Origin of the sequence: Streptomyces violens, assembly GCF_000717745.1 — a bacterium.
In the GTDB taxonomy this organism is placed as follows: Bacteria; Actinomycetota; Actinomycetes; order Streptomycetales; family Streptomycetaceae; genus Streptomyces; species Streptomyces violens.
Genome location: NZ_JOBH01000001.1, coordinates 174,616 through 197,775, shown reverse-complemented (window position 1 = coordinate 197,775; position 23,160 = coordinate 174,616). Strand labels below are relative to the sequence as shown.

Here is a 23,160-nt window from a genome sequence, read left to right as displayed (position 1 = left end):
TCGAGGAAGCGGTGACCAATGCAGGAAAACGCGCCTACCAGCCTGAGCGGGCTCGACGCCCAGCTCGTCCACGCCCTGCAGATCGCGCCGCGCGCCTCGTGGCAGACGCTCGCCCCGGTACTGGGCATCGATCCGGTCACCGCGGCCCGCCGCTGGAGCCGCCTGGAGCAGGCCGGGCTGGCCTGGGTCACCGCCTATCCGGGGGCGCGGCGGCTGGACCGGATGTGCGTGGCGTTCGTCGAGATCGACTGTGTGGCAGGCAGCGTCGAGGCGGTCACCGAGACGCTCGTACGGCTGCCGCAGGTGGTCACCGTCGAGCAGATGGCCGGCGGCCGGGACCTGGTCATCACCGTCTTCGTACCGGGCCTCGCCGCCCTCTCCGGACTGCTGCTGCGGCGCATCGCCGAGCTGCCGGGCGTCACCGCCACCCGCGCCGCCATCGCCACCCGCGTCTACGGCGAGGGCAGCCGCTGGCGGCTGCGGGCCCTGGACGCCCGGCAGCGCGAGGCGCTGCGCACCGCCGAGGCGCCGCAGGGCGCCGCCGCGCCGCTGGACGCGCAGGACAGGGCGCTGATCACCGAGCTGTCGCGGGACGGCCGGGGGAGCGCCGTGGAGCTCGGGCGCGCGGTCGGGCTGAGCGCGCCCACGGTGCGGCGCCGGCTCGGTCGGCTGCTCGCGGACCGGGACATCGCGGTGCGCTGCGAGGTGGCCCGCGAGCTGACCGAGTGGCCGGTCTCGGCGACCCTGTGGGCGAGCGTGCCGGCCACCCATCTGACGGAGACCGCGCGGGTCCTGCTGGGCCTGCCCGAGGTGCGGCTCTGCGCGGCCGTCACCGGCCGGCAGAACCTGCTGTTCACGCTCTGGCTGCAGTCCACCCAGGACGTGCAGCGGCTGGAGATCCAGCTCGGCGAGCGGCTGCCGCACCTCCAGCTCCACGACCGGGCGATCGTCCTGAAGCAGTCCAAGCTGATGGGGCGGGCGCTGGATGACCGGGGGCGGGGGGTGGATGTGGTGCCGGTGGATCCTTGGGCGGAGTGAGATCTCCGCGGTCCGCGGTCCTGGTCGGTGGCTGGCGGTCGGCCACTCCGGCCGGTGGCCAGCGGTCCGCCGCCCTGGTCGGTGGCTAGCGGTCCGCCGCGTCCTCCAGCAGCTTCATGTCGGCCGGGCTGAGGACCAGGTCCGCGGCCGCGAGGTTCTCCTCCAGGTGCGCGAGCGACCCCGTACCGGGCGTGGGCAGCAGGACGGGGGAGCGGTGCAGCAGCCAGGCCAGCGCGATCCGGCCGTGACTCGCGCCGTGCCGCTCCGCGACCAGGTCCAGGGCGCGCGCGGCGCCGCCGGTCAGCCCGCCGTTGCCGAGCGGGAACCACGGCAGGAACGCGATCCCGTGCCGCTCGCACAGCCCCAGCAGCTCCTCCGAGCCGCGGTCGAGGAGGTTGTAGCGGTTCTGCACGGAGGCGATCGGGGCCAGCGCCAGCGCGGCGGTCAGCTCCGCCGGGCGGACCGTGTCCAGGCCCAGGTACCGGATCTTGCCCGCGTCCCGCAGCTCCAGCAGCGTGCCGATCTGGTCGGCGAGCGGCACCTTCGGGTCCAGCCGGTGCAGCTGATACAGGTCGATGGTCTCCCGGCGCAGCCGCCGCAGGCTCGCGTCGCACATGGCGCGCAGCGACTCGGGCCGCCCGTCGATGTGCCAGGCGTCCGTGCTCGTACGGACCACGCCGCCCTTGGTGGCGATCACCAGGTCCTCGGGATACGGGTGCAGCGCCTCGGCGACCAACTCCTCGGCCACGGCGGGGCCGTAGTTGTCGGCGGTGTCGATCAAGTTCACGCCGCGCTCGACCGCGCGCCGCAGCACCGCCACCGCGTCCCGCGGGTCGGCGTGCCGTGGACCCCAGTACCCCGGTCCCGCGAGCTGCGCCGTGCCGTACCCGAGCCGCCGCACCGGCAGCCCGCCACCCAGGGAGAAGGTCTGGGCCGGGGAAAATATCTCGGAGTCCATGACTTACCTGTCTCTGGCGAGGATGCCCTGGCATTCACGTATCAGCGGTTCGACGCGAGCCGGGTTGGTTTTTGCAGGTCGCCCCGTTGATGAGATGTCATTGACGGGGCTTCGCTGTTGTCGATCAGAGGCTAGCGGAGCGACGAACCTGGCAGGCCCGTCCAGGTCCTTTTCTGCATGGAGGCAAGCAGCTTCACCAGGTCACCTGGCTGTTGCCGGAAGCCGGTGCGTCTTGCTGAGGAAACGCCTCTCGTCCCAGCGATGCGAGCGTCGCGGCATCCGCTCTCCCGCAAACGCAAAGCGTTCGCCGCGTCTGCCCGTCGGAGCTGGGAACTGCGAACAACCGTCCAGGAAGTCGCTGGGTCTGATGATCGTGGAGGACGTGGCGGTCGCGTGTGCGGTTGCCGTACTACGGTCCGATGTCATGAAGCTGGTGGTGCAGGTGAAGCTGCTGCCGACGCCCGAGCAGGCGGCGGCGCTGGAGGCGACTCTGCGCGCCTGCAACCGGGCCGCCACCCATGCCTCCGCCGTCGCCTTCGCCAAGGGACTGAAGGACCGCAACGGTCTGCAGAAACAGGTGTACGGGGACCTGAAGGCGACGTTCGGGCTGTCGGCGCAGCCGGCGGTACGGGCGGTGAAGAAGGTCGTGGACGCCTACTCGGCCCTGAAGGCCAACCTGAAGGCGGGCAACCTCGGCCCGCCCACATCCAAGCGGCACCGCCGGGCGGTCGGTGCCCCCATCGCCTTCCGTCCGGAGGCGGCGCAGCCGTTCGATGACCGCTGCCTGTCGTGGCAGTACGACGCGCGCACGGTGTCCATCTGGACGGTGGACGGGCGGCTGAAGGCGGTCCGGTTCGCCTGCTCGCCCGGCCAGCTCAAGGTGCTGGTCGCTCATCGCAAGGGCGAGAGCGACCTGATCCGGCGTGACGGCAAGTGGTTCCTGATTGCCACCTGTGAGTTGCCCGACCCGCCGGTGTACGAGCCGGTGGACTGGATCGGGGTGGACCGCGGCATCGTGAACTTGGCCACCACCAGCGGGGGTACGAATTACCAGGGTCGCCGTCTGGGCCGCTACCGGCGCTGGCAGGCCCGCAAACGTGCCGAACTGCAGGCCAAGCGCACTCGTTCGGCCACCCGGCGGCTGGCCCGCCGCGCATGCAAGGAGAAGCGCCATGCCACGCAGGTGAACCACGTCATCAGCAAGGAGATCGTGTCCGTCGCGCAACGCACCGGGCGCGGGATCGCCGTCGAGGAACTCGGCGGCATCCGCGACCGGGTACGGCTACGCCGCGACCAGCGGGGCACGCTCTCGTCCTGGCCCTTCCGCCAGCTCGGGCAGCATCTCGCGTACAAGGCCCGTATGGCCGGGGTGCCCTTCCTGGAGGTGGATGCGGCCTACACCTCGCAGCGCTGTCCGCGCTGCGGGCATACCGGGCGGGCCAACCGGCCCGATCGGGACCATTTCCGCTGTCGTCGGTGCGGGCTCGTTGGCCCGGCCGATGTCGTCGCCGGGGTCAATGTGCGCGACCGCGCACGCTCGGCGTGGGTGTTCGTCACCGCACCCGCATCCGTCCCTTGAGCCAAGGGACTGGGTGGATGCGACCCGTGACCGTCCTGTCGTAGGGGGCAGTCGGGAGCGCGACGAGGTGTGAACGACCGAGTGCACAAGCTCGACCGTTCACGACCGAGAAGGTGACACCTTAGATCCCCCAGGTCCACAACTCGCCACCCCGGAACGGCCGGTGGTCCATAAGATCACCTGGTGCCTGACATATCCATGACCACCCTGCTCCTGCTCTGCCTGACCGCGCTGGCCGCCGGCTGGATCGACGCCGTGGTGGGCGGTGGCGGGCTGATCCTGCTGCCCGCGCTGCTCGTCGGTCTCCCGCACGTACCGGTCGCCTTTGTGCTCGGTACCAACAAGTCGGCGGCGGTGGTCGGCACTACGGGCGCGGCCATCACGTACGTCCGCAAGACGCCGCTGGACGTCCCGTCCGCGGTGCGCATCGGGCTGGCGGCGGCGGGCGGTTCGCTGGGTGGTGCCTTTCTCGCGGCCGGGCTGGACAGCGCGGTGCTGCGCCCGCTGATCATGATCGTGCTGGTCGGTGTGCTCGCGTTCGTGCTGCTCCGGCCGTCCTTCGGGACCGCGCCCGCGCCCTCGGGCCCGGTGACCCGGCAGCGGGTGATCGCCGCCGTGCTGATCGCCGGGCTCGGCATCGGCTTCTACGACGGGCTGGTCGGGCCCGGCACCGGCGCGTTCCTGGTCATCGCGCTGGCGGCGATCCTGCACATGGACCTGGTGACCGCGTCGGCCACGGCGAAGGTCGTCAACGTCTGCACCAACCTCGGTGCCCTGGCGATGTTCGCGTACCAGGGCACCGTGCTGTGGGGGCTGGGCGCGCTGCTCGCGGCGTTCAACCTCGCGGGCAGCACGGCCGGCGCCCGGATGGCGCTGAAGAAGGGCGCCGGATTCGTGCGCGGCGTGCTGGTCGTGGTCGTCGCGGGGCTGCTGTGCTCGATGGCGTACGACCAGTGGCTGGCCTGAGCCGCGGTTTCCGGATCCGGCAGGCGCTCAGAGCTTGTGGGCTCAGAGCTTGTTGAGGGCCTGACGGAGGGTGGCCTTGAAGGCCGGTACCGGCGCGTGCTCGAAGGTGCCCATCTCGCCCCACTGCACGACCGTGACCGTACGGCCCGAGCGGCCCACGCCGAAGAGGTGGATGCCCGGCTCGGACTCGGGGATCGAGGTGTGGATGCCGTACACCCGGCCGCCGTCCGCCGCGGTGACCGTGCCGTAGTCCTTCCAGGACGCGGTGCCGCCGGGCTTGTCGTGCAGCCAGTCGCCGGCGCAGCGCGCGACCTTCTGGCGCAGCTTCGCGGCCAGCCGTTGCGCGCTGTCGTCGCTGGACGTCACCACGCTGACCTGCACAGCGCCCGTGTCGTACTCGGTGTGGAAGCTCCGGTGGTACGTGCCGGCGCCGCCGGGCACCACGCCCCCGTCGAGGCAGAACGGCTCCGGGTCCGGCAGCCCTGGCGTGACCTTCGAGGCGTACCAGGGCGAGGACGCGTGCGGCGGGAGCTCGCCCGGCGCGAGGAAGCGCGGCGGTGCGGTGGCGGCCGGGGCGGCGACGGCCGCGGTCGCGCCGACGGCGGTGGCGGCCAGCACGGCCGCGGCGGCGGTGAGCGCGGCACGGCGGCGGACGGATCGGCGGCGTACGGAACGGATGCGCATGGACGAGACCTTTCCCCCGTAACGGAACTCTCGTCAGTAAGACCGCCGGAACGGGGCGAAGGTTGTGCCGCCCGCCGTGCTCACATGCCGTCGATGCGCGCCGTGCTCACATCCCGTCGACGTGCGTCACCGAGGTCAGCAGTACGGCGGAGTTCTCCACGGCCGTCACCCCGTGCTTCTCGCGCGGGATCTGTGCGACCTGCCCGGCGATCATGTCCTGCTTGCCGTGGTCCGTCGTGATCTGCACGTGCCCGTGCAGGATCTGCATGCTGCCGGCCGGCGGCGAGACGTGCTCGTCCAGCGAGGCGCCGCCGACCAGCGCGATCACGGTCTGCCGCAGCGGCCCGTCGTGCAGGAAGAGCCGCGCGCTGCGGCCGTGCGGGTCGGCCTTGGCGTCGTCGAGCTGCTGGCGGGCGAGGGCGGTGAGGTCGTCCATGAGGGGGCCCTTCGGTCGCGGACGTGCGGCGGTCCGGTGGCGTGCTCCTGTCCCCATCCTCGCGGGTGCGCCGGGCGCCGCAAGTCATCGGCGCGCCGTGGTACCCGTGGATGCGGAAGGATCAGGTACCCGCCCGTCCGCGACCCAAAAGGACCGTTCCCGTGACCGACCTGCCCGAGCAGACCGCACCGCCCGCATTCCTGACCGTGCTGACGACGACCGACGCGGCGCAGAAGGCCGAGGCGCTGGCCCGCGGCGCGATCGAGGCGCGCCTGGCGGCGTGCGCCCAGGTCAGCGCGCCGGTCACCTCGGTGTACCGCTGGGACGGCGGCATCGAGACCAGCGAGGAGTGGCAGGTACTCCTCAAGACGACCGGCAGCCGCTACCAGGAGCTGGAGGAGTACCTCCGCGGTGCCCACGACTACGACACCCCGGAGATCATCGCGACCCCGATCGTCCACGGCGCCGCCGACTACCTGGCGTGGATCCAGGAGGAGACGCGGTAGCGGTTTCCTCGTCGGTAGCGGTTTCCTCGTCGTCTTCCCGACCTCCCCGTCAGCGGAGCGCAGCGGCCTGGCATGGTTGCAAGTGGGAAGAACGAACACGAGGAGAACGACCCATGAGTGACCGGCCCGCCGAGCGGCTGCCCTTCTTCGTCTACGGGACGCTGCGCCCCGGAGAGGCCAATCACGCCTGGGCGCTGCGTGGCCGCACCGCGGCGGAGCAGCCGGCGCTGATCCACGGGGCGCTGCTGTACGACGGGCCCGGCTATCCGTACGCAATCACGGGCTCCTCGGACGCGGTGGTCCACGGCCACGTCATCACGCCCGCCGAAGGCGCGTACGACGAGGTGCTGGCGGTCCTGGACCGGCTGGAGGGCTACACCCCGGGCGCGCCGGACAACGACTACGACCGGGTCGTGTGCGAGGCGGTCCTGCCGGACGGCAGCACGATCCGCGCCTGGGTGTACCTCGCCGCCGAACCCCTGGCCGACCGCCTCCGCGCCGCCGGCACCCCGGTCCCCGGTGGCGACTGGCTCGCCACCGGCCGACGTGCCGCGGGCCCTGTAGGCCCCGGCGTCGCCGCCAACGAAGGCCGCGCCTTCGCCGCCACCGCACAGGAAGGTGCCTGAGCCGACATGACCACCGCTCACCCCCCGATCCCCAAGGCCGAGCTGCATCTGCACATCGAGGGCACGCTGGAGCCCGAGCTGGCGTTCGCGCTTGCCGAGCGCAACGGTGTCGAGCTGCCGTACGCCTCCGAGGAGGAGCTGCGGCGCGCGTACTCGTTCAGCGATCTGCAGTCGTTCCTGGATCTGTACTACGCGCTGATGGCCGTGCTGCGGACCGAGGAGGACTTCGCCGATCTTGCGAACGCCTATCTCGCGCGCGCCAAGGAGCAGGGCGTGCGGCACGCGGAGATCTTTTTCGATCCGCAGGCGCACACCGCGCGCGGCGTGCCCATCGGGACCGTCATCGAGGGCCTGGGACGGGCCCTGGACGCCGCCCAGGAGACCTACGGCATCACGACCCGGCTCATCATGTGCTTCCTGCGGGACGAGAGCGCGGAGTCGGCGCTGGAGACCTTCGAGGCGGCGCGCCCGTACCTGGACCGGATCACCGCGGTCGGGCTGGACTCCGCCGAGGTCGGCAACCCGCCGTCGAAGTTCCGCGAGGTGTACGCGCTCGCGCGGGAGGCCGGGCTGAAGTGCGTGGCGCACGCCGGTGAGGAGGGGCCGCCCGCGTACGTGTGGGAGGCGCTGGACGTGCTCGGGGTGGACCGGGTCGACCACGGGGTGCGGTGCATGGAGGACGCGGACCTGGTGGCGCGGCTGGCCGTCGAGCAGGTGCCGCTCACCGTCTGCCCGCTGTCCAACGTCCGGCTGCGGGTGATCGACGACCTGGCCGACCACCCGCTGCCCGCCATGCTGGACGCGGGCCTGCTGGTGACCGTCAACTCCGACGACCCGGCCTACTTCGGCGGGTACGCGCACGACAACTTCACGGCCGTACGGGACGCGCTGCGGCTGGACCAGGAGACGCTGCGCACGCTGGCCCGTAATTCGTTCACGGCGTCGTTCCTGGACGAGGCGACGCGCGCCGCGTACCTGAAGGAGGTCGACGCGCACGGCCGGTGAGCGGTGCTGTGCCGTTGGGTGCTGTGCCGTTAATCGGCGACCCGGGACAGCCGGACCGCGCAGACCTTGAACTCCGGCATCCGGGAGGTGGGGTCCAGGGCCGGATTGGTGAGGGTGTTGGCGCGGCCCTCGCCCGGCCAGTGGAACGGCATGAAGACCGTGTCGGAGCGGATGGTGCCGGTCAGCCGGGCGGGGGCCACGGCCCGGCCGCGCCGGGACTCCACCGCGACCCGGTCGCCCTCCCCGATCCCGTACCGCTCCGCGAGAAGCGGGTGGATCTGCACGAAGGGGCCGGGCGCCGCGGCGTTCAGCTCCGCCACGCGCCGGGTCTGCGCGCCCGACTGGTACTGCGCCAGCACCCGCCCGGTGGTCAGCAGTACCGGGTACTCGGCGTCGGCCTCCTCCGCGGACGCGCGGTGCGAGACCGGTACGAAGCGGGCCCGGCCGTCCGGAGTGGCGAACCGGTCCAGGAAGAGGCGAGGGGTTCCCGGGTGCGTCTCTTCGGGGCACGGCCAGAAGACGCCGTCCTCCGAGGCGATGCGGCGGTAGCTGATCCCGGAGTAGTCCGCCGCGCCGCCCTCCGAGGCACGGCGCAGCTCCTCGAAGACCTCCTCCGGATCGGCGGGGAAGCCCTTCTCGTGGCCCAGCCGCGCCGCCAGCCCGTTCAGCACCGCCAGGTCCGAGCGGACACCGGGCGGCGGGTCCAGGGCGCGGCGGCGCAGCAGTACGCGGCCCTCCAGGTTCGTCGTCGTGCCGGTCTCCTCCGCCCACTGCGTCACCGGCAGCACGACGTCGGCCAGCGCCGCTGTCTCCGAGAGGACCACGTCCGCGACGGCCAGGAAGTCCAGCGAACGGATGCGCTCCTCCACGTGGGCTGCGCGCGGCGCGGAGACGACCGGGTTGGAGCCCATCAGGAGCAGCGCGCGTACATCGGTGCCGAGCGCGTCCAGCAGTTCGTACGCGCTGCGGCCGGGGCCCGGCAGGCTGTCCGGGGAGACGCCCCAGACGGCCGCCACGTGCTCCCTGGCGGCCGGGTCGTCGAGCTTGCGGTAGCCGGGGAGCTGGTCGGCCTTCTGACCGTGCTCGCGGCCGCCCTGGCCGTTGCCCTGGCCGGTCAGGCAGCCGTACCCGGACAGCTCCCGGCCGGCCCGGCCCGTGGCCAGGCACAGATTGATCCACGCGCCCACCGTGTCGGTGCCCTTGGCCTGCTGTTCGGGGCCGCGCGCGGTGAGCACCATGGAGGAGGCGGCGTCGCAGAACAGCGCGACGGCCTCGCGCAGTTCCGGCACCGGCACGCCCGTGATCCGCTCCACCAGCTCCGGCCAGTGGGCCATCGCGGCGGCCCGCGCCTCGGGCCAGCCGGTGGTGCGCTCCGCGATGAACGCCTCGTCCGTACGGCCCTGGGCGACGACGAGGTGCAGCAACCCGAGGGCCAGCGCGAGGTCGGTCCCGGGGCGCGGGGCGAGGTGCAGGTCGGCCGCCTCGGCCGTCTTCGTGCGGCGCGGGTCGACGACGATCAGCTTGCCGCCGTTCTCGCGCAGTTCGGTCAGGTAGCGCAGCGCGGGCGGCATGGTCTCGGCGAGGTTGGAGCCCACCAGGATCACGCACCCCGTACGGGCCACGTCCGCCAGCGGGAAGGGCATGCCGCGGTCGAGGCCGAACGCGCGCCCGTGCGCCGCGGCCGCCGAGGACATGCAGAACCGGCCGTTGTAGTCGATCTGCGAGGTGCCGAGCGCGACCCGCGCGAACTTGCCCAGCGCGTACGCCTTCTCATTGGTCAGGCCGCCGCCCCCGAAGACGCCCACCGCGTCGTTCCCGTATACGGTCCGCGCGCTGTCCAGTCCCGCGGCGACCCGGTCCAGGGCCTCGTCCCAGGTGGCGGGGCGCAGCGTCCCACCGTCCCTGACCAGCGGTTCCGTCAGCCGTACCCGCTGGTCGAGCACCTCGGCGGCGGTACGGCCCTTGCCGCACAGCGCCCCCCGGTTCACGGGGAAGTCCGGGCGCTCGACCACCTGTACCGTGCCCTGCTCCGGGCGCAGCGACATTCCGCACTGCAGGGAGCAGTACGGACAGTGCGTGTCGACCGTGCCGGTCGTGACGTCGGCGTTCATACGGTCACGGTGCAACGCGCGCGTTTCCGCCGCCGCCCCCTGGTGTTACATGCCCGGCACGGGTCCCTCCCCGAAGCGCGGCCGAACCCGTGAGGGCGGAGAAACGACTCGTCACCCCTGCGCAACGCTGCGGCAACTCTCCGCTGCCAGGCTCCCTCCATGACGGCGTCGAACGCGCACCTTCCCGCAGCGGTTCCCTTCGACAGTACGGCGCAGCTCATGACAGAGATCACCACACAGCTCAGCACCCAGCTCAGCCGGGTCAGACTCCACAGCCGCCGCACCCTGCCGTGCGGCCCCGCCAGTACACCGACGCCGCCGACGCTCGTCGCGGTCGCCCACGGAAGCCGTGATCCCCGCGCCCTGGAGACCGTCACCGCGCTGCTGGACCGGGTACGCACCCTGCGCCCCGGCCTCCCGGTACGCCTCGGGCACATCGAACTGAACGAGCCGCTGCTGCCCGACACGCTGGCCGGGCTGGACGGCGACGCGGTCCTCGTGCCGCTGCTGCTGAGCCGCGGCTACCACACCAAGTCGGACATACCGGCGATGGCCGGCGCCGCGCCACGGACCAGAGCCCGTATCGCGGCGCCGCTCGGGCCGCACTCCCTCCTCGCCGAGGCACTGCACGACCGGCTGGCGGAGGGCGGGACGCGGCCGGAGGCGCCCGGCACGGGGATAGTCCTGGCCGCGGCCGGCTCGCGGGACCCGGAATCGGCCACCGACACCGAACGCACCGCCCGGCTGCTCTCCGTACGGCTGGGCGGCGTGCCCGTCGTACCGGGCTACGCGGCGGGCGCAGGGGCCACCGTGGAGGAGGCCGCCGCGGCCCTGCGGACGCGCGGCCTGCGCCCCGTCCTCGCCTCGTACTTCACCGCGCCCGGCCGCTTCGCCACCGCCTCCGCCGCCGTCCTCGGGCCCGCCGCCGCACCCCTCGGCGACCACCCGGCCCTCGCCCGGCTCGTCCTGCACCGCTACGACCAGTCGCTCCGCTCGCGTACCGCTTCCGACCGAGAGGGGGCCGGTGCGGCTACCGTCGCGGTATGACGGGTACGACCCCCAACTCACCAGAACCACGGGCAGGCCGCGCGGCGCACCGTGCCGGGCGGCCCGTGGGCACCTCGTACGACAACGATCTGTACAACGGTGACCGGTACGGCGCCGCGTACGACGACGCCGACATCGAGCGCTGGGGTGCCGAGCCGGACAAGCGTCCCGGCCGTACGGCGTTCCAGCGGGACCGCGCGCGGGTGCTGCACTCCGCCGCGCTGCGCAGACTGGCCGGCAAGACCCAGGTCGTCACGCCCGGCGTCGCCGCGTCCGGTACCGGCGCGCACGCCTGGGACGCGACCCCGCGCACCCGGCTCACGCACTCCCTGGAGTGCGCGCAGGTGGGGCGGGAGCTGGGCGCGGCACTCGGCTGCGACCCGGACCTGGTCGAGACCGCCTGCCTGGCGCACGACCTGGGCCACCCGCCCTTCGGGCACAACGGCGAGCAGGCGCTGAACGAAGTCGCCGCGCCCTGCGGCGGCTTCGAGGGCAACGCGCAGTCCCTGCGGCTGCTGGCCCGGCTCGAGCCGAAACGGTTCATCACCGCCGACGACGGCCGCGTCGTCAGCGTCGGCCTCAACCTCACGCGCGCCGCCCTGGACGCGGCGACCAAGTACCCCTGGGGGCGCGGCGGGCACCCCGAGGACCCGCGTTCGCGCAAGTTCGGGGTTTACGCGGACGACCTGCCCGTCTTCCGGTGGCTGCGGCAGGGCGCCCCCGAAGGCGCGCGCAGCTTCGAGGCACAGGTCATGGACTGGTCCGACGACGTGGCGTACTCGGTGCACGACGTGGAGGACGGGCTGCACGCCGGGCACCTGGACCCGGCCGTGCTGTACGCGGCCCCCGAGCGCGCCGAGATCTTCGCGGTGGCCGCCGACCGGTACGCGCCCGGCGCCGGCGACGCGGAGCTGGGCGCGGCCCTGGACCGGCTGCTGGAGCAGGAGTGGTGGCCGCACGGCTACGACGGCTCCGCGGTCGCCCAGGCGCGCCTGAAGGACGCCACGAGCCAGCTGATCGGCCGGTTCTGTCTCGCCGCCGAAGCCGCCACCCGCGACGCGTACGGTACGGGGCGGCTCACCCGGTACCGGGCCGAGCTGGTCGTCCCCGAGGAGGCCCGCCTCGAATGCGCCGTACTGAAGGCGGTCGCCGACCGGTACGTGATGCAGCGCCCCGACCAGGAGGCGCTGCGGGCCGAACAGCGGGTGATCATCGCGGAGCTGGCCGAGGCGCTGCTCGCGCGCGCCCCGGACGGCCTCGACCCGCAGTTCCGTTCGCTCTTCGACGGCGCCGGGGACGACACCGCACGAATGCGCGCCGTCATCGACCAGATCGCGGCCCTCACGGACGCCTCGGCGCGCACCCTGCACGCCCGCCTCACCCGCCCCCCAGGTCACACAGAACGGCGTCGTCCGCCCGCGCGTGACAACTAAGGGTGACGTAGCAAGGGCCTACCCTCTTCCCCCATCACGCTCTGTGCGGGACGCTCGAACTCTGCCGTGCCGTGCTGATGGGCTCGAACGGGGGTATGGCTTTTCGAACGGGGGCGCAAACGGGGGCCGAACGGGGGGCGTTCAAGGCGCAGACGCACTGCGCCGCAGCGAGGAGGAAGCAAGTGGTCGACGCACACCAGACGTTCGTCATCGTCGGCGGTGGCCTGGCCGGGGCAAAGGCAGCCGAGACCCTCCGGTCGGAGGGGTTCGGCGGCCGGGTGATCCTCATCTGTGACGAGCGCGACCACCCGTACGAACGGCCGCCGCTCTCCAAGGACTTCCTGATCGGCAAGGCCGAACGGGACAGCGTCTTCGTGCACGAGCCGACGTGGTACGCGAACCACGACATCGAGCTGCACCTCGGCCAGCCCGCCGTGGCCCTGGACCCGGTCGCCCGTACGGTACGGCTCGGTGACGGCACCCTCATCGCGTACGACAAGCTGCTGCTGGCCACCGGCGCCGAGCCGCGCCGCCTGGACATCCCCGGCACCGACCTGGCCGGCGTCCACCACCTGCGCCGCCTCGCGCACGCCGAACGGCTGCGCGGCGTGCTGGCCTCCCTCGGCCGGGACAACGGCCACCTCGTGATCGCCGGCGCCGGCTGGATCGGCCTGGAGGTCGCCGCGGCCGCCCGCTCCTACGGCGCCGAGGTCACCATCGTGGAGCCCTCGCCGACCCCGCTGCACGGCGTCCTCGGCCCCGAGGTCGGCGGGCTCTTCACCGAGCTGCACCGCGAGCACGGCGTCCGCTTCCACTTCGGCGCCACGCTCACCGAGATCGCCGGGCAGGGCGGCGTCGTCCTGGCCGCGCAGACCGACGACGGCGAGGAGCACCCGGCGCACGACGTGCTCGCCGCGATCGGCGCCGCGCCGCGCACCGCCCTCGCCGAGCAGGCCGGGCTGGCCCTCGCGGACCGCGCGCAGGGCGGCGGCATCGCCGTGGACGCCTCGCTGCGCACGTCGGACCCGCACATCTTCGCGGCCGGCGACGTGGCCGCGGCCGCGCACCCGGTCCTGGACACCCGGCTGCGCGTGGAGCACTGGGCCAACGCGCTCAACGGCGGCCCCGCGGCGGCCCGCGCCATGCTCGGCCAGGAGGTCAGCTACGACCGCATCCCGTACTTCTTCTCCGACCAGTACGACATCGGCCTGGAGTACTCGGGATACGCGCCACCGGGCTCCTACGAGCAGGTCGTGCTCCGGGGCGACGTCGGCAAGCGCGAGTTCATCGCCTGCTGGCTGGACGCCGGCGGCCGGCTGCTGGCCGCGATGAACGTCAATGTGTGGGACGTCACCGAGCCGCTGCAGGCCATGATCCGCTCCGGGCGCGCCCTGGACGCGGAGGCGCTGGCCGATCCGGCGGTGCCGCTGGAGTCGTTCCTCGCGTAGCGTGCGCCCCATGGCGATCCGTACGACGACGGTCCCGCGGGCGGAGATCTTCGACCTGCGCAGGTCGGTGCTCCGCCCCGGGCTGCCCGCCGAGGCCGCGCTGTACCCGGAGGACGCGGACCCCGGTGTCTTCCACATGGCGGCGTACGACGGGGACACCCTGGCGGCCTGCGCGACCTTCTTCCCGGACCCGGTGCCGGGCGAGGAGGCCGTCCCCGCGTACCGCTTCCGCGGCATGGCCAGCTCGCCCGAGGCGCGCGGCCGGGGCTTCGGGGCCGCCGTACTGCGCGCGGGCATCGAGGAGGCGGCCCGCCGCGGCGCGGAGCTGGTGTGGTGCAACGGGCGGATCTCCGCGCGCGGCTTCTACGAGCGGATGGGCTTCACCACGGACGGCGCGACCTTCGAGATCGTGCCGAGTGGCGCGCATCACCGCTTCGTCTTCAAGATCGCCGCGGGGTGAGACGCGAACCCGGGACTGTCACTGGTTCCCCGTAGAATTCTCGCGTGGCAGGCAGGATCAACGATGACGACGTGCGGGCGGTGCGGGACGCGGTCCCGATCGACGCCGTCGTGTCCGAGTACCTCCAGCTCAGGAACGCCGGCGGCGGCAATCTGAAGGGCCTGTGCCCCTTCCACGACGAGAAGTCCCCCTCCTTCCACGTCAGCCCCAGCAAGGGGCTGTACCACTGCTTCGGCTGCCAGGAGGGCGGCGACACCGTCGACTTCATCATGAAGGTCGACCACCTCTCCTTCGCCGAGACCATCGAGCGGCTCGCCTCCCAGGCGGGCATCACGCTGCGGTACGAAGAGGGCGGGTACGCCCCCGGACGCCAGCAGGGCGAGCGCACCCGCCTCGTCGAGGCGCACAAGGTGGCCGCGCAGTTCTACATCGACCAGCTCGACAGCCCCGAGGCCGAGATCGGCCGGAAGTTCCTCGCCGAGCGCGGCTTCGACCAGGCCGCGGCCCAGCACTTCGGTGTGGGGTACAGCCCGGCCGGCTGGGACCACCTCACCCGCTTCCTGCGCGGCCGCGGCTTCACGGACAAGGAGCTGATCCTCTCCGGCCTCTCCCAGGACGGCCGCCGCGGCCCCATCGACCGCTTCCGCGGCCGCCTGATGTGGCCCATCCGCGACATCGCGGGGGAGGTCGTCGGCTTTGGCGCCCGCAAGCTCCGGGACGACGACAACGGCCCGAAGTACCTCAACACTCCCGAGACGCCGATCTACCGCAAGTCCCATGTGCTGTACGGCATCGACCTCGCCAAGAAGGAGATCGCCAAGGGGAACCGCGCGGTGGTGGTCGAGGGGTACACCGACGTCATGGCCTGCCACCTCGCCGGTGTCCGCAGCGCCATCGCGACCTGCGGCACGTCCTTCGGCGAGGGCCACATCAAGATCCTCCGCCGGCTGCTGATGGACAACAGCGGCTCCGAGGTCGTCTTCACCTTCGACGGCGACGCGGCGGGCCAGAAGGCGGCGCTGCGGGCGTTCGAGGACGACCAGAAGTTCGCCGCCGAGACCTCCATCGCGATCACGCCCGGCGGCATGGACCCCTGTGAGCTGCGCCTGGCCAAGGGGGACGAGGCCGTCGCCGACCTGGTGGAGTCCCGTACGCCGCTCTTCGAGTTCGCGCTGCGCCAGCTCGTCGCGCGGCACAATCTGGCCACCCCGGTCGGCCGCGCCGCCGCGCTGGACGAGGCGGCGCCCATCGTCGCCAACATCAAGAACAGCTCCATCCAGCACGAGACGGCCGTCCAGCTCGCCGGCCTGCTCGGCATCCTGGACACCCAGTTCGTCGTCCGCCGCGTCTCCCAGCTCGCCCGCTGGGCCCGCGAGCGCGGCAGGGACCCGAGAGAGGCCCAGGGCAGGCCGCAGCGGCGCGGCGCCGAGCCCGCCCGGCCCGCGGCCCCCGAGGCCCCCCGGGGCCCCGCGCTGAACCTCCGCAGCCCGGCGCACCGCGTCGAGCGCGAGCTGCTCAAGCTCGCCCTGCAGCGCCCCGACCTGGTCGCCCCGACGTTCGACGCGTACGGCATCGACGAGTTCACCGCGCCGCCGTACGCCGTGGTCCGGCGCTGCATCGAGGACGCCGGCGGCACGGCCGCGGCGGACGCCGGCTTCCTCACCCGCGTCCGCGAGGCCGCGCCCGACGACACGGTCCGCTCGATGGTCACGGAGCTGGCCGTCGAGCCGCTGCACACCCGCCGCGACCCGGACGAGATGTACGCGGGCGTGCAGCTCGTCGCCGTCCGGCTGGCCGCCGTCCGGCAGCGCTGTGCCGAGATCCACGGCGCGCTGCAGCGCCACGACCCGCGTACGGGTGGCGAGCAGTACACCGCCCTGCAGAACGAGCTCTGGGTGCTGGAGCAGTACGCCCAGGCCCTCCGCGAGCGCGGCGCCGCGGCCCTCTGAGGCACGCGCGGCGCTGCTCGGCGGGGGTGGCCGGACTGTCTGCGTAACCACTTGGTCACCCACTGAAGGCAAAAAGTCGCCGCACGCCCCTCGTGGCGGGAGTGTGTCGTACTCCACACTGAGGAACGGTGCCTGAGTCCTCGGAGCGCGACGGATCCGGACGTACAGACCCGGAGTCCGACGCCAACCCGCTTCTGCTGTACGGGACGGACGGCGGCTCGGCCGCAGCCGTACCCGACCTTTGTGCCGCCTCAGCAGCGATCACCCTGGAGGTCGCCCCCGTGCAGACACGGAGCCTCGCCGACGCGCCGCACGCCGCGGCCGCCACCGTGCCCCAGCAGGCCGAGCCGCCCGCCCCCGAGATGCTGTCCGAAGAGCCGGACCCGGCACCGGAGCCGCCGCCGGAGCGGCAGGCCAGGCCCGAGGCGGGCGGCCCGTCCTCCGACCTCTTCCGGCAGTACCTCCGGGAGATCGGCCGCATCCCGCTGCTCAGCGCGGCCGAGGAGGTCGAGCTGGCCCGCCGCGTGGAAGCCGGCCTGTTCGCCGAGGCGAAGCTCGCAGGCACCCCCGACCTGGACTCCCAGCTCGCCGTCGACCTCGACAAGCTGGTGGTACTGGGCCGGATGGCCAAGCGCCGCCTGATCGAGGCCAACCTGCGCCTGGTCGTCTCGGTCGCCAAGCGGTACGTCGGCCGCGGCCTGACCATGCTCGACCTCGTCCAGGAGGGAAACCTCGGACTGATCCGCGCGGTCGAGAAGTTCGACTACGCCCGCGGCTACAAGTTCTCCACGTACGCGACGTGGTGGATCCGCCAGGCCATGTCCCGCGCGCTCGCCGACCAGGCCCGCACGATCCGGGTCCCGGTGCACGTCGTCGAGCTGATCAACCGCGTCGTACGGGTCCAGCGCCGGATGCTCCAGGAGCGCGGCTACGAACCGACGCCCCAGGAGGTCGCCGCCCAGCTCGACCTGCCCGAGGAGCGGGTCAGCGAGGTGCTGCGGCTCGCCCAGGAGCCGGTCTCGCTGCACGCCCCGGTCGGCGAGGAGGACGACGTCGCGCTCGGCGACCTCATCGAGGACGGCGACGCCGCGTCCCCCGTGGAGTCCGCCGCCTTCCTGCTGCTGCGCGAGCACCTCGAAGCGGTGCTCTCCACGCTCGGCGAGCGCGAGCGCAAGGTCGTCCAGCTCCGCTACGGCCTGGCCGACGGGCGGCCGCGCACGCTGGAGGAGATAGGGCGCATCTTCGGCGTCACCCGCGAGCGCATCCGCCAGATCGAGTCCAAGACCCTGAACAAGCTCCGCGACCACGCCTTCGCCGACCAGCTGCGCGGCTACCTCGACTGAGGCCGGACCGTGGGCGGGGCGCCCGCCGCGGCCCTCAGCCCTCGGCCGCCTCCTGGCTCGCTGCAGGGCTCCCCACAGGGCTCGGGGCCGCCTCGTGGCCGCCCGTCGCCGCCGCGAACGCGCCCGGGTGGGTCTCCTCCCGTACCGACGTGTACTGCTGCCGCACCGCCTGCCCCACGGCCAGCTCCTCGCCCGGCTCGAAGACCTGGCAGGCCGCGGCCGGCCAGCGCGGCGGCTCCTGGGCCGTGTGCGTACCGTGCGCGACGCCCAGCGCCCACGCCGCCTGCCGGGCGGCACCCACCGCCGCGTAGTCCGCCGGCTGCGGCACCACGACCTGCGCGCCCAGCAGCGCGGGCGCGGCGGCCTGTACGGCACCCAGCTCGGCCGCGGCACCCAGCAGGAACACTCTGCGCACCGGGACGCCCCGCCCGCGCAGTACGTCCAGCGCGTCCGCGAGGCCGCACAGCATGCCCTCGACGGCGGCGCGCGCCATGTGCTCGGGCTTCATGCTCTCCCGCCGCAGTCCGTGCAGGGAGCCCGCCGTGTGCGGCAGATGAGGCGTCCGCTCGCCCTCCAGGTACGGCAGCATCACCATCCCGTACGAGCCCGGCGTCGACTTCAGCGCCAGGTCCGACAGGCCCTCCAGATCCGTCCCCAGCGCCTCGGCCATGCCGCGCAGCACCCGTACGGCGTTGCTGGTGTGGACGACCGGCAGATGCATGCCGGTGGCGTCGGCGAAGGAGGTGATCGTGCCGGTGGAGTCCGCCAGCGCCTCGTGGTGGATGCCGAAGACCGACCCGGAGGCGCCCAGCGACACCACGGCGTCCCCGGTCCCCACGCCCAGCCCGAAGGCGGCGGCCATCGTCTCGCCCGTACCGGCGGAGATCAGCAGCCCCTCGGGCGTCACCCCGGCCGCGTCGGCCGGGCCCAGCACCTCGGGGAGCCGCACCTGGTGGCCGAGCGCCAGCTCGACCAGGTCCGGGCGGTACGCGCCGCTCGCCGCCGACCAGAAGCCGGTGCCCGAGGCGCCGCCGCGGTCCGTCGTGCGCCGCGCGGGCCGCCCCAGGAGCTGCCAGACCAGCCAGTCGTGCGGCTGCATGATCTCGGCGACGCGGGCGGCGTGCTCGGGCTCCGCGCGCGCCAGCCAGCGCAGCTTCGCCACCGGCTGCGCGGCGTGCGGTACGGAACCCACGCCCTCCGCCCACGCCGAGCGCCCTCCGAGCGCGTCGATCAGATCGGCCGCTGCGCTCTGCGCCCGCTTGTCGTTGCCCATGAGCGCCGGCCGGATCAGCGCACCGTCGGCGTCCAGCGGGAGCAGGCCGTGCTGCTGCGCCGAGACGCCGATCGCCTGCACGCCCTCCAGGAGCCCGTCGGCGGCCGCCTCACCGAGTGACATCAGCCACATCTGCGGATCGACATCGGGCCCCTTCCCGTCAGGATGCGGGGCGTACCCCTGCCTGACGACGGCACCCGTTTCGGTGTCGCAGACGACGATGCGTGTACTTGCGGACGAGCTGTCCAACCCGGCGACTATCCCCATAGGGCCTGATGATGCCGCATCCGGGGGCCGCTACGGAAAGCCGGTCTCCGTGGGCCGCACAGTGGCGACCCACAGAGACCGGCGGTCCGGCGGGCGCGGCACGCTAGGTGTTGCTGGTGCCCCAGTCGTCCTCTGTGCCGGAACGCTGCTCGCGCAGCGAACGGACGCGGTCCGAAACGGAGTTCGGGATCTTGTCGCCAACCTTGGCCGAAACCGCGTCGTACGCCTTGTTCGCGGCCTGCCGGCCGGTCTGCGCGGCGGACTCGGCGGTGTTCCGGACGGCGGGGTTCTGCGCGACCCGCTGCGCACTCTTGCGCAGCTGTTCGTACCGCTCCCGCCCGGCCCGGGTGCCGAGCACGTATCCGATGGCCAGTCCCGCGATGAACGTGAGCCGGTAGCGCATCGCTCCACCTCTCTGTCTGTCGGTCCCGCTCCGGGGTGCCTCCCGCCGAAGCGGCGAGCCGCTGGCTGTACTGCTCTCACCGGTACCCGGGGCCCGGGTGATCACCCATGGGCATACCGATTGGCAAAGCACCCCCCTGCTTGCGCTAATGTATGTGTCGCAGCGAGCGCACGCCGTCCGGGAGCCCGGACCGGGGTGCATTCGAGGCACACAGAGCAATCCCCTGTAGCTCAATTGGCAGAGCAGCCGGCTGTTAACCGGCAGGTTACTGGTTCGAGTCCAGTCGGGGGAGCGCAGTCCCCTGTAGCTCAATTGGCAGAGCATTCGGCTGTTAACCGGAGGGTTACTGGTTCGAGTCCAGTCGGGGGAGCAGGAGGAAGAGGACCCCGCGAGGGGTCCTTTTTCATGTCCGGTTCCGCGTCCGGTTCGTGTCCGGCGCGGCCGCCGGGCGCCCGCCGCGAATCGAACACCCGGACCACTCCAAAGAGTGATCCTCTGGGTGGAACCGAACGGTGGGTGATCGTAGTCTTCACGATCGCACGCAGCCGGCCGCTCCGCGCTCGACACCCACCCTCACGGGCAGCAGATCGTATGAGCGGCTATGCTGCGGCAGACGGCGCGCACAAATGTGCGCGGCGCGCCGTTACGGGGGCGGTAGCTCAGCCGGTTAGAGCAGCGGACTCATAATCCGTCGGCCGTGGGTTCGAGTCCCACCCGCCCCACCACCGCGCGCTGAGCAGAAACGATCTGACCAGCGAGCGCAGCACATCGAAGGGCCGCCACGCATGTCGCGTGGCGGCCCTTCGTCGTTGCCGGGGCGTCGGTCCGGAGGCCGTCCGCCCGACTGGAATTCCTAATTCCGAACTATCCATTCCGCATCGATTTGCCGAGGCGGCGGGGTTTTCGGGAGAAATAGCGGAGTGAAGGTTGACAGTTGCGTGGCGGCACTTGCACTATTTCTCCGGCTGAGGCGAGTCGGGAAGCCGGACTCGCCGGGGGGAACGAGGGGGATGCACGGGGCGTGACCGGCCTACGCCTCATGAATTTTTCGCTACGGGCAAGCGTCTGACCGAGCCCCGGGGTGTGACCCGGGGAAGACGGCTCTTTGAATGGCCGTCCGCTGCTTCCGTATTCCTTACCGCTGCGCTATGTGCGCGGACGTGAATTCCAATGACTCACGCCTGCTTGCTGACCGCTGCGCGGCCTCTGGAACGCCCAGTCGTTCCTGGAATTCTTCTTTTCGTGGATGCACTTGGTCTGGGGAGTGGGTACCGCTATGTCTTCACTTGAGGTTGAAAGCAGCACGTTCGATGCCGTGGTCGTCGGCAACGGCGCGCTCGGTTCGTCGCTCGCTCTCGTCCTTGCCCGGCGCGGACTCCGCGTCGCACTCGTGGGGGAGCCGCACCGGCCGGCCGCCGCCTCGGTCGCCGCGGGGGCGATGCTCGGCTGCTTCGGCGAGGTGACCACGACCCTGCTCAAGAGCGAGCACGGGCGCACCAAGCTGGACATGGACGTCAGGGCGACCAAGCTCTGGGACGGCTGGCTGGCGCGGCTGTACGACGAGGTCGGCGGCGACGAGATCCGCAGCGCCGACGGCACGATCGTCATGCTGAACACCGTCGGAATCCCGCAGATCGACGACGACAATTACGCGGCCATGCGCACCGCGATGGACGAGTACGGTGAGAAGTACGAAGACATTTCGCCGTCGGACATCGCTTGGCTGGACCCGGACCCGGGATCGCGTCCGCAGCTGGCGATGTTCATTACCAATGAACACGCGGTGAATTCCCACGCGCTGCTGGACCGACTGCAGGCCGCCTTCACCAAAGCCGGCGGCACGGTCGTACCCGAAAGCGTCAGCGGGCTGCTGAAGAATGCGGAAAGAGCCACCGGCGTCACGCTGAAATCCGGTGGCGAGCTGCAGGCGGGCAATGTCGTACTGGCCGCCGGTGCGGCCACTCAGCACATCCTGGACACCGTCCCCGAAATATCCGCCGGTATTCCGCCCATGGTCAGCGGATACGGAGTGTCCGCGCTCGTCGGGACCGAGGACGGTACGACGCCGGACAGCGTCATTCGCACTCCCAATCGCGCTTTCGCGTGCGGACTGCACGTCGTGCCCCGCTCGCAGGGCCGGGTCTACATCGGGGCGACCAACATCATCTCCACCACGCCGCGCACCACACCGCTCCTCAGCGATGTGCTGTTCCTGCTCGGCTGTGCCACCCACCAGGTGCGCCGTGACCTGTCCGAGAGCGGCCTGGAGCGCCTCCAGGTCGGCAACCGGCCGGTGCCCCTGGACGGCTTCCCGCTGCTGGGCGAGGCCGGCCCCGGCGGACTGTGGCTGATGACCGGCACCTACCGCGACGGCCTGCACCAGTCCCCGCTGCTCGCCGAGGAGATGGCCCGGCGGATCCTGGGCGAGACCCCGCAGCTCGACCTGGAGATGTTCCGTCCCCGGCGGGCGCCGATCCAGGCGCTGACCCGCGAGGAGAGCATCGAGACGGCGGTGACGCACATGCTCGCCACCGGCTACGAGTACGACTGGAACATCCCGATCGAGTGGCCGTACATCATGGAGGACTACCTCCGGAAGGGCTACAGCCAGTTCGCCGAGGAGCTCGACCCCGAGTTCACCCCGCCGCCGGAGCTGCTCGCCGCCTCCCGGCTGCGGCCGGACCTCATCCAGTCCCTGCGCGACTACTACGCGGCGAGCCGTGCCGGTGAGTGACGGGGCGGCGCCGCGTTCCGCGGGCGCCCTCGCCGACGCGGCGGCGCGCACACTGGCCGCCGCGGGGGTGCCGGATCCGCGAGGGGACGCGGCGGCGCTGGTCGCCCATGTGCTCGGTACTGGCGCGGGCCGGCCGCGGTCGGCCGCGGAAGCGGACGAGAAGCAGGCCGAGGAGCTGGCCGCGCTGGTGGCCCGGCGGGCGGAACGCATCCCGCTGGGCCACCTCACCGGCCGCGCGGTCCTCGGCGGCATCGAGGTGGCAGTCTCGCCGGGTGTCTTCGTGCCGCGGGTGCACAGCGAGAGGGTGCTCTCGCACGCCTTGGACGCCCTGTCGCCGGTCGCCCGGCCGGTGATCGTCGATCTCTGCACGGGCTCCGGGGCGATCGCCCTGGCGCTGGCGCACGCCCGGCCCGATGCACAGGTGCACGCGGTCGAGCTGGACCCGTATGCGCTCGACTGGGCGCGGCGCAACGCCGCCCGGCGGGCCGAGGCCGGCGACACCCCCGTCCGCCTGCACCAGGGGGACGTCACCGACCCGGACCTGCTGGCAGCGCTGACCGGCAGGGTGGACCTGGTCACGGCCAATCCGCCCTTCGTGCCCGAGGGCACCGAACTGCTGCCCGAGTACGGCGAGCACCACCCGCGGCAGGCGATCTTCAGCGGCGGTGACGGCCTCGACGTGATCCGCGGCGTGGTGCGGCTGGCGGGCCGGCTGCTGCGCCCGCACGGCGCGCTGGTCATCGAGCACGGCCACTTCCACGAGGAGACGGTCCCCGCGCTGCTCCGCGGGTCGGGGGAGTTCACCGACGTCGCCGACCACCTGGACCAGGACGGCCGGCCGCTGCACGCGACGGCTCGCCGCACCGGCTGACCGCCGGCGGGACGTTCCGGCCG

At 72.4% G+C, this 23,160-nt stretch carries 20 protein-coding genes and 3 tRNA genes; 17 read left to right on the top strand and 6 right to left on the bottom strand.

From position 1 onward, the window contains the following. Positions 1 to 18: 18 nt before the first annotated feature. Positions 19 to 1,038, top strand: a complete 1,020-nt coding sequence (locus IF04_RS0100920) for an Lrp/AsnC family transcriptional regulator (RefSeq protein ID WP_030249321.1) — start codon at positions 19 to 21, stop codon at positions 1,036 to 1,038. A gap of 85 nt (positions 1,039 to 1,123) precedes the next feature. Here IF04_RS0100920 and IF04_RS0100915 read toward each other — a convergent pair whose 3' ends face one another. Then, complete coding sequence (locus tag IF04_RS0100915) at positions 1,124 to 1,996, bottom strand: aldo/keto reductase (RefSeq protein ID WP_030249318.1); 873 nt, start codon at positions 1,994 to 1,996, stop codon at positions 1,124 to 1,126. A 424-nt stretch (positions 1,997 to 2,420) separates the two neighbouring features. Here IF04_RS0100915 and IF04_RS0100910 point away from each other — a divergent pair, with 424 nt between their 5' ends. Continuing rightward, complete coding sequence (locus IF04_RS0100910; protein WP_211259751.1) at positions 2,421 to 3,575, top strand: RNA-guided endonuclease InsQ/TnpB family protein; 1,155 nt, start codon at positions 2,421 to 2,423, stop codon at positions 3,573 to 3,575. A gap of 180 nt (positions 3,576 to 3,755) precedes the next feature. Further along, entirely contained in the window at positions 3,756 to 4,541 is a 786-nt protein-coding gene (locus tag IF04_RS0100905) for a TSUP family transporter (protein ID WP_211259762.1), read from the top strand. Between the two features lie 42 nt (positions 4,542 to 4,583). Here the strand turns inward: IF04_RS0100905 and IF04_RS38585 are convergent, their stop codons facing one another. Then, on the bottom strand, positions 4,584 to 5,225 hold the full coding sequence (locus IF04_RS38585; RefSeq protein WP_030249310.1) for a sensor domain-containing protein: 642 nt from the start codon (positions 5,223 to 5,225) through the stop codon (positions 4,584 to 4,586). A gap of 106 nt (positions 5,226 to 5,331) precedes the next feature. After that, entirely contained in the window at positions 5,332 to 5,661 is a 330-nt protein-coding gene (locus IF04_RS0100895) for a cupin domain-containing protein (protein ID WP_030249307.1), read from the bottom strand. Positions 5,662 to 5,822: 161 nt separating this feature from the next. Here IF04_RS0100895 and cutA point away from each other — a divergent pair, with 161 nt between their 5' ends. The 3 genes from cutA (at position 5,823) to IF04_RS0100880 (ending at position 7,798) form a co-directional block, all read left to right on the top strand. Beyond that, positions 5,823 to 6,167 (top strand): divalent-cation tolerance protein CutA, encoded by a 345-nt coding sequence (gene cutA / locus IF04_RS0100890; protein WP_245654233.1) that lies wholly within the window; start codon positions 5,823 to 5,825, stop codon positions 6,165 to 6,167. Positions 6,168 to 6,280: 113 nt separating this feature from the next. Next, positions 6,281 to 6,793: a gamma-glutamylcyclotransferase family protein gene (locus tag IF04_RS0100885; protein WP_051830543.1), complete on the top strand. Its 513-nt coding sequence runs from the start codon at positions 6,281 to 6,283 to the stop codon at positions 6,791 to 6,793. A gap of 6 nt (positions 6,794 to 6,799) precedes the next feature. After that, positions 6,800 to 7,798, top strand: a complete 999-nt coding sequence (locus tag IF04_RS0100880; RefSeq protein WP_030249299.1) for an adenosine deaminase — start codon at positions 6,800 to 6,802, stop codon at positions 7,796 to 7,798. A 29-nt stretch (positions 7,799 to 7,827) separates the two neighbouring features. On the opposite strand, the gene IF04_RS0100875 is transcribed toward IF04_RS0100880, so the two are convergent. Next, complete coding sequence (locus tag IF04_RS0100875) at positions 7,828 to 9,909, bottom strand: molybdopterin oxidoreductase family protein (protein ID WP_030249297.1); 2,082 nt, start codon at positions 9,907 to 9,909, stop codon at positions 7,828 to 7,830. Between the two features lie 219 nt (positions 9,910 to 10,128). Here IF04_RS0100875 and IF04_RS0100870 point away from each other — a divergent pair, with 219 nt between their 5' ends. The 6 genes from IF04_RS0100870 to IF04_RS0100845 all read left to right on the top strand — a co-directional run bounded on the left by IF04_RS0100870 (position 10,129) and on the right by IF04_RS0100845 (position 17,589). After that, positions 10,129 to 10,956 (top strand): sirohydrochlorin chelatase, encoded by an 828-nt coding sequence (locus IF04_RS0100870; RefSeq protein ID WP_342668098.1) that lies wholly within the window; start codon positions 10,129 to 10,131, stop codon positions 10,954 to 10,956. Next, positions 10,953 to 12,389, top strand: a complete 1,437-nt coding sequence (locus tag IF04_RS0100865; protein ID WP_078599696.1) for a deoxyguanosinetriphosphate triphosphohydrolase — start codon at positions 10,953 to 10,955, stop codon at positions 12,387 to 12,389. Before IF04_RS0100870 ends, IF04_RS0100865 begins: the two co-directional genes overlap by 4 nt. Before the next feature lie 182 nt (positions 12,390 to 12,571). Beyond that, complete coding sequence (locus IF04_RS0100860) at positions 12,572 to 13,837, top strand: NAD(P)/FAD-dependent oxidoreductase (RefSeq protein ID WP_030249289.1); 1,266 nt, start codon at positions 12,572 to 12,574, stop codon at positions 13,835 to 13,837. Between the two features lie 10 nt (positions 13,838 to 13,847). Next, positions 13,848 to 14,297 carry a GNAT family N-acetyltransferase gene (locus IF04_RS0100855; RefSeq protein ID WP_030249287.1) on the top strand — a complete coding sequence of 150 codons (450 nt, stop codon included), beginning with the start codon at positions 13,848 to 13,850 and terminating at the stop codon, positions 14,295 to 14,297. 44 nt (positions 14,298 to 14,341) lie between these two features. Then, positions 14,342 to 16,246, top strand: coding sequence for a DNA primase (gene dnaG / locus IF04_RS0100850; protein WP_030249285.1), 1,905 nt, complete (start codon positions 14,342 to 14,344; stop codon positions 16,244 to 16,246). Positions 16,247 to 16,374: 128 nt separating this feature from the next. Then, positions 16,375 to 17,589 carry an RNA polymerase sigma factor gene (locus IF04_RS0100845; protein ID WP_030249283.1) on the top strand — a complete coding sequence of 405 codons (1,215 nt, stop codon included), beginning with the start codon at positions 16,375 to 16,377 and terminating at the stop codon, positions 17,587 to 17,589. 34 nt (positions 17,590 to 17,623) lie between these two features. Here IF04_RS0100845 and IF04_RS0100840 read toward each other — a convergent pair whose 3' ends face one another. Together IF04_RS0100840 and IF04_RS0100835 are read right to left on the bottom strand one after the other, a co-directional pair. Further along, positions 17,624 to 19,129 carry an FGGY family carbohydrate kinase gene (locus IF04_RS0100840; RefSeq protein ID WP_078599694.1) on the bottom strand — a complete coding sequence of 502 codons (1,506 nt, stop codon included), beginning with the start codon at positions 19,127 to 19,129 and terminating at the stop codon, positions 17,624 to 17,626. Between the two features lie 103 nt (positions 19,130 to 19,232). Beyond that, positions 19,233 to 19,532 carry a hypothetical protein gene (locus IF04_RS0100835; protein ID WP_030249277.1) on the bottom strand — a complete coding sequence of 100 codons (300 nt, stop codon included), beginning with the start codon at positions 19,530 to 19,532 and terminating at the stop codon, positions 19,233 to 19,235. Between the two features lie 219 nt (positions 19,533 to 19,751). On the opposite strand from IF04_RS0100835, the gene IF04_RS0100830 reads away from it, so the two are divergent. From IF04_RS0100830 to IF04_RS0100810, 5 genes are all read left to right on the top strand, one after another. After that, positions 19,752 to 19,824: transfer RNA gene (locus tag IF04_RS0100830), tRNA-Asn, on the top strand. Between the two features lie 5 nt (positions 19,825 to 19,829). Beyond that, a tRNA-Asn gene (locus tag IF04_RS0100825) sits at positions 19,830 to 19,902 on the top strand. Between the two features lie 278 nt (positions 19,903 to 20,180). After that, positions 20,181 to 20,257, top strand: a tRNA-Ile gene (locus IF04_RS0100820). Positions 20,258 to 20,808: 551 nt separating this feature from the next. Continuing rightward, positions 20,809 to 22,266, top strand: a complete 1,458-nt coding sequence (locus tag IF04_RS0100815; RefSeq protein ID WP_030249274.1) for an NAD(P)/FAD-dependent oxidoreductase — start codon at positions 20,809 to 20,811, stop codon at positions 22,264 to 22,266. Then, entirely contained in the window at positions 22,253 to 23,137 is an 885-nt protein-coding gene (locus IF04_RS0100810; protein WP_245654232.1) for a N5-glutamine methyltransferase family protein, read from the top strand. Before IF04_RS0100815 ends, IF04_RS0100810 begins: the two co-directional genes overlap by 14 nt. Positions 23,138 to 23,160 lie beyond the last annotated feature (23 nt).

Coding starts and splice junctions, on each gene's coding strand:
- IF04_RS0100920 (WP_030249321.1), top strand. CDS start 19: ATGCAGGAAAACGCGCCTACCAGCCTGAGCGGGCTCGACGCCCAGCTC.
- IF04_RS0100915 (WP_030249318.1), bottom strand. CDS start 1,996: ATGGACTCCGAGATATTTTCCCCGGCCCAGACCTTCTCCCTGGGTGGC.
- IF04_RS0100910 (WP_211259751.1), top strand. CDS start 2,421: ATGAAGCTGGTGGTGCAGGTGAAGCTGCTGCCGACGCCCGAGCAGGCG.
- IF04_RS38585 (WP_030249310.1), bottom strand. CDS start 5,225: ATGCGCATCCGTTCCGTACGCCGCCGATCCGTCCGCCGCCGTGCCGCG.
- IF04_RS0100895 (WP_030249307.1), bottom strand. CDS start 5,661: ATGGACGACCTCACCGCCCTCGCCCGCCAGCAGCTCGACGACGCCAAG.
- IF04_RS0100885 (WP_051830543.1), top strand. CDS start 6,281: ATGAGTGACCGGCCCGCCGAGCGGCTGCCCTTCTTCGTCTACGGGACG.
- IF04_RS0100880 (WP_030249299.1), top strand. CDS start 6,800: ATGACCACCGCTCACCCCCCGATCCCCAAGGCCGAGCTGCATCTGCAC.
- IF04_RS0100875 (WP_030249297.1), bottom strand. CDS start 9,909: ATGAACGCCGACGTCACGACCGGCACGGTCGACACGCACTGTCCGTAC.
- IF04_RS0100870 (WP_342668098.1), top strand. CDS start 10,129: ATGACAGAGATCACCACACAGCTCAGCACCCAGCTCAGCCGGGTCAGA.
- IF04_RS0100865 (WP_078599696.1), top strand. CDS start 10,953: ATGACGGGTACGACCCCCAACTCACCAGAACCACGGGCAGGCCGCGCG.
- IF04_RS0100855 (WP_030249287.1), top strand. CDS start 13,848: ATGGCGATCCGTACGACGACGGTCCCGCGGGCGGAGATCTTCGACCTG.
- IF04_RS0100840 (WP_078599694.1), bottom strand. CDS start 19,129: ATGGGGATAGTCGCCGGGTTGGACAGCTCGTCCGCAAGTACACGCATC.
- IF04_RS0100835 (WP_030249277.1), bottom strand. CDS start 19,532: ATGCGCTACCGGCTCACGTTCATCGCGGGACTGGCCATCGGATACGTG.
- IF04_RS0100815 (WP_030249274.1), top strand. CDS start 20,809: ATGTCTTCACTTGAGGTTGAAAGCAGCACGTTCGATGCCGTGGTCGTC.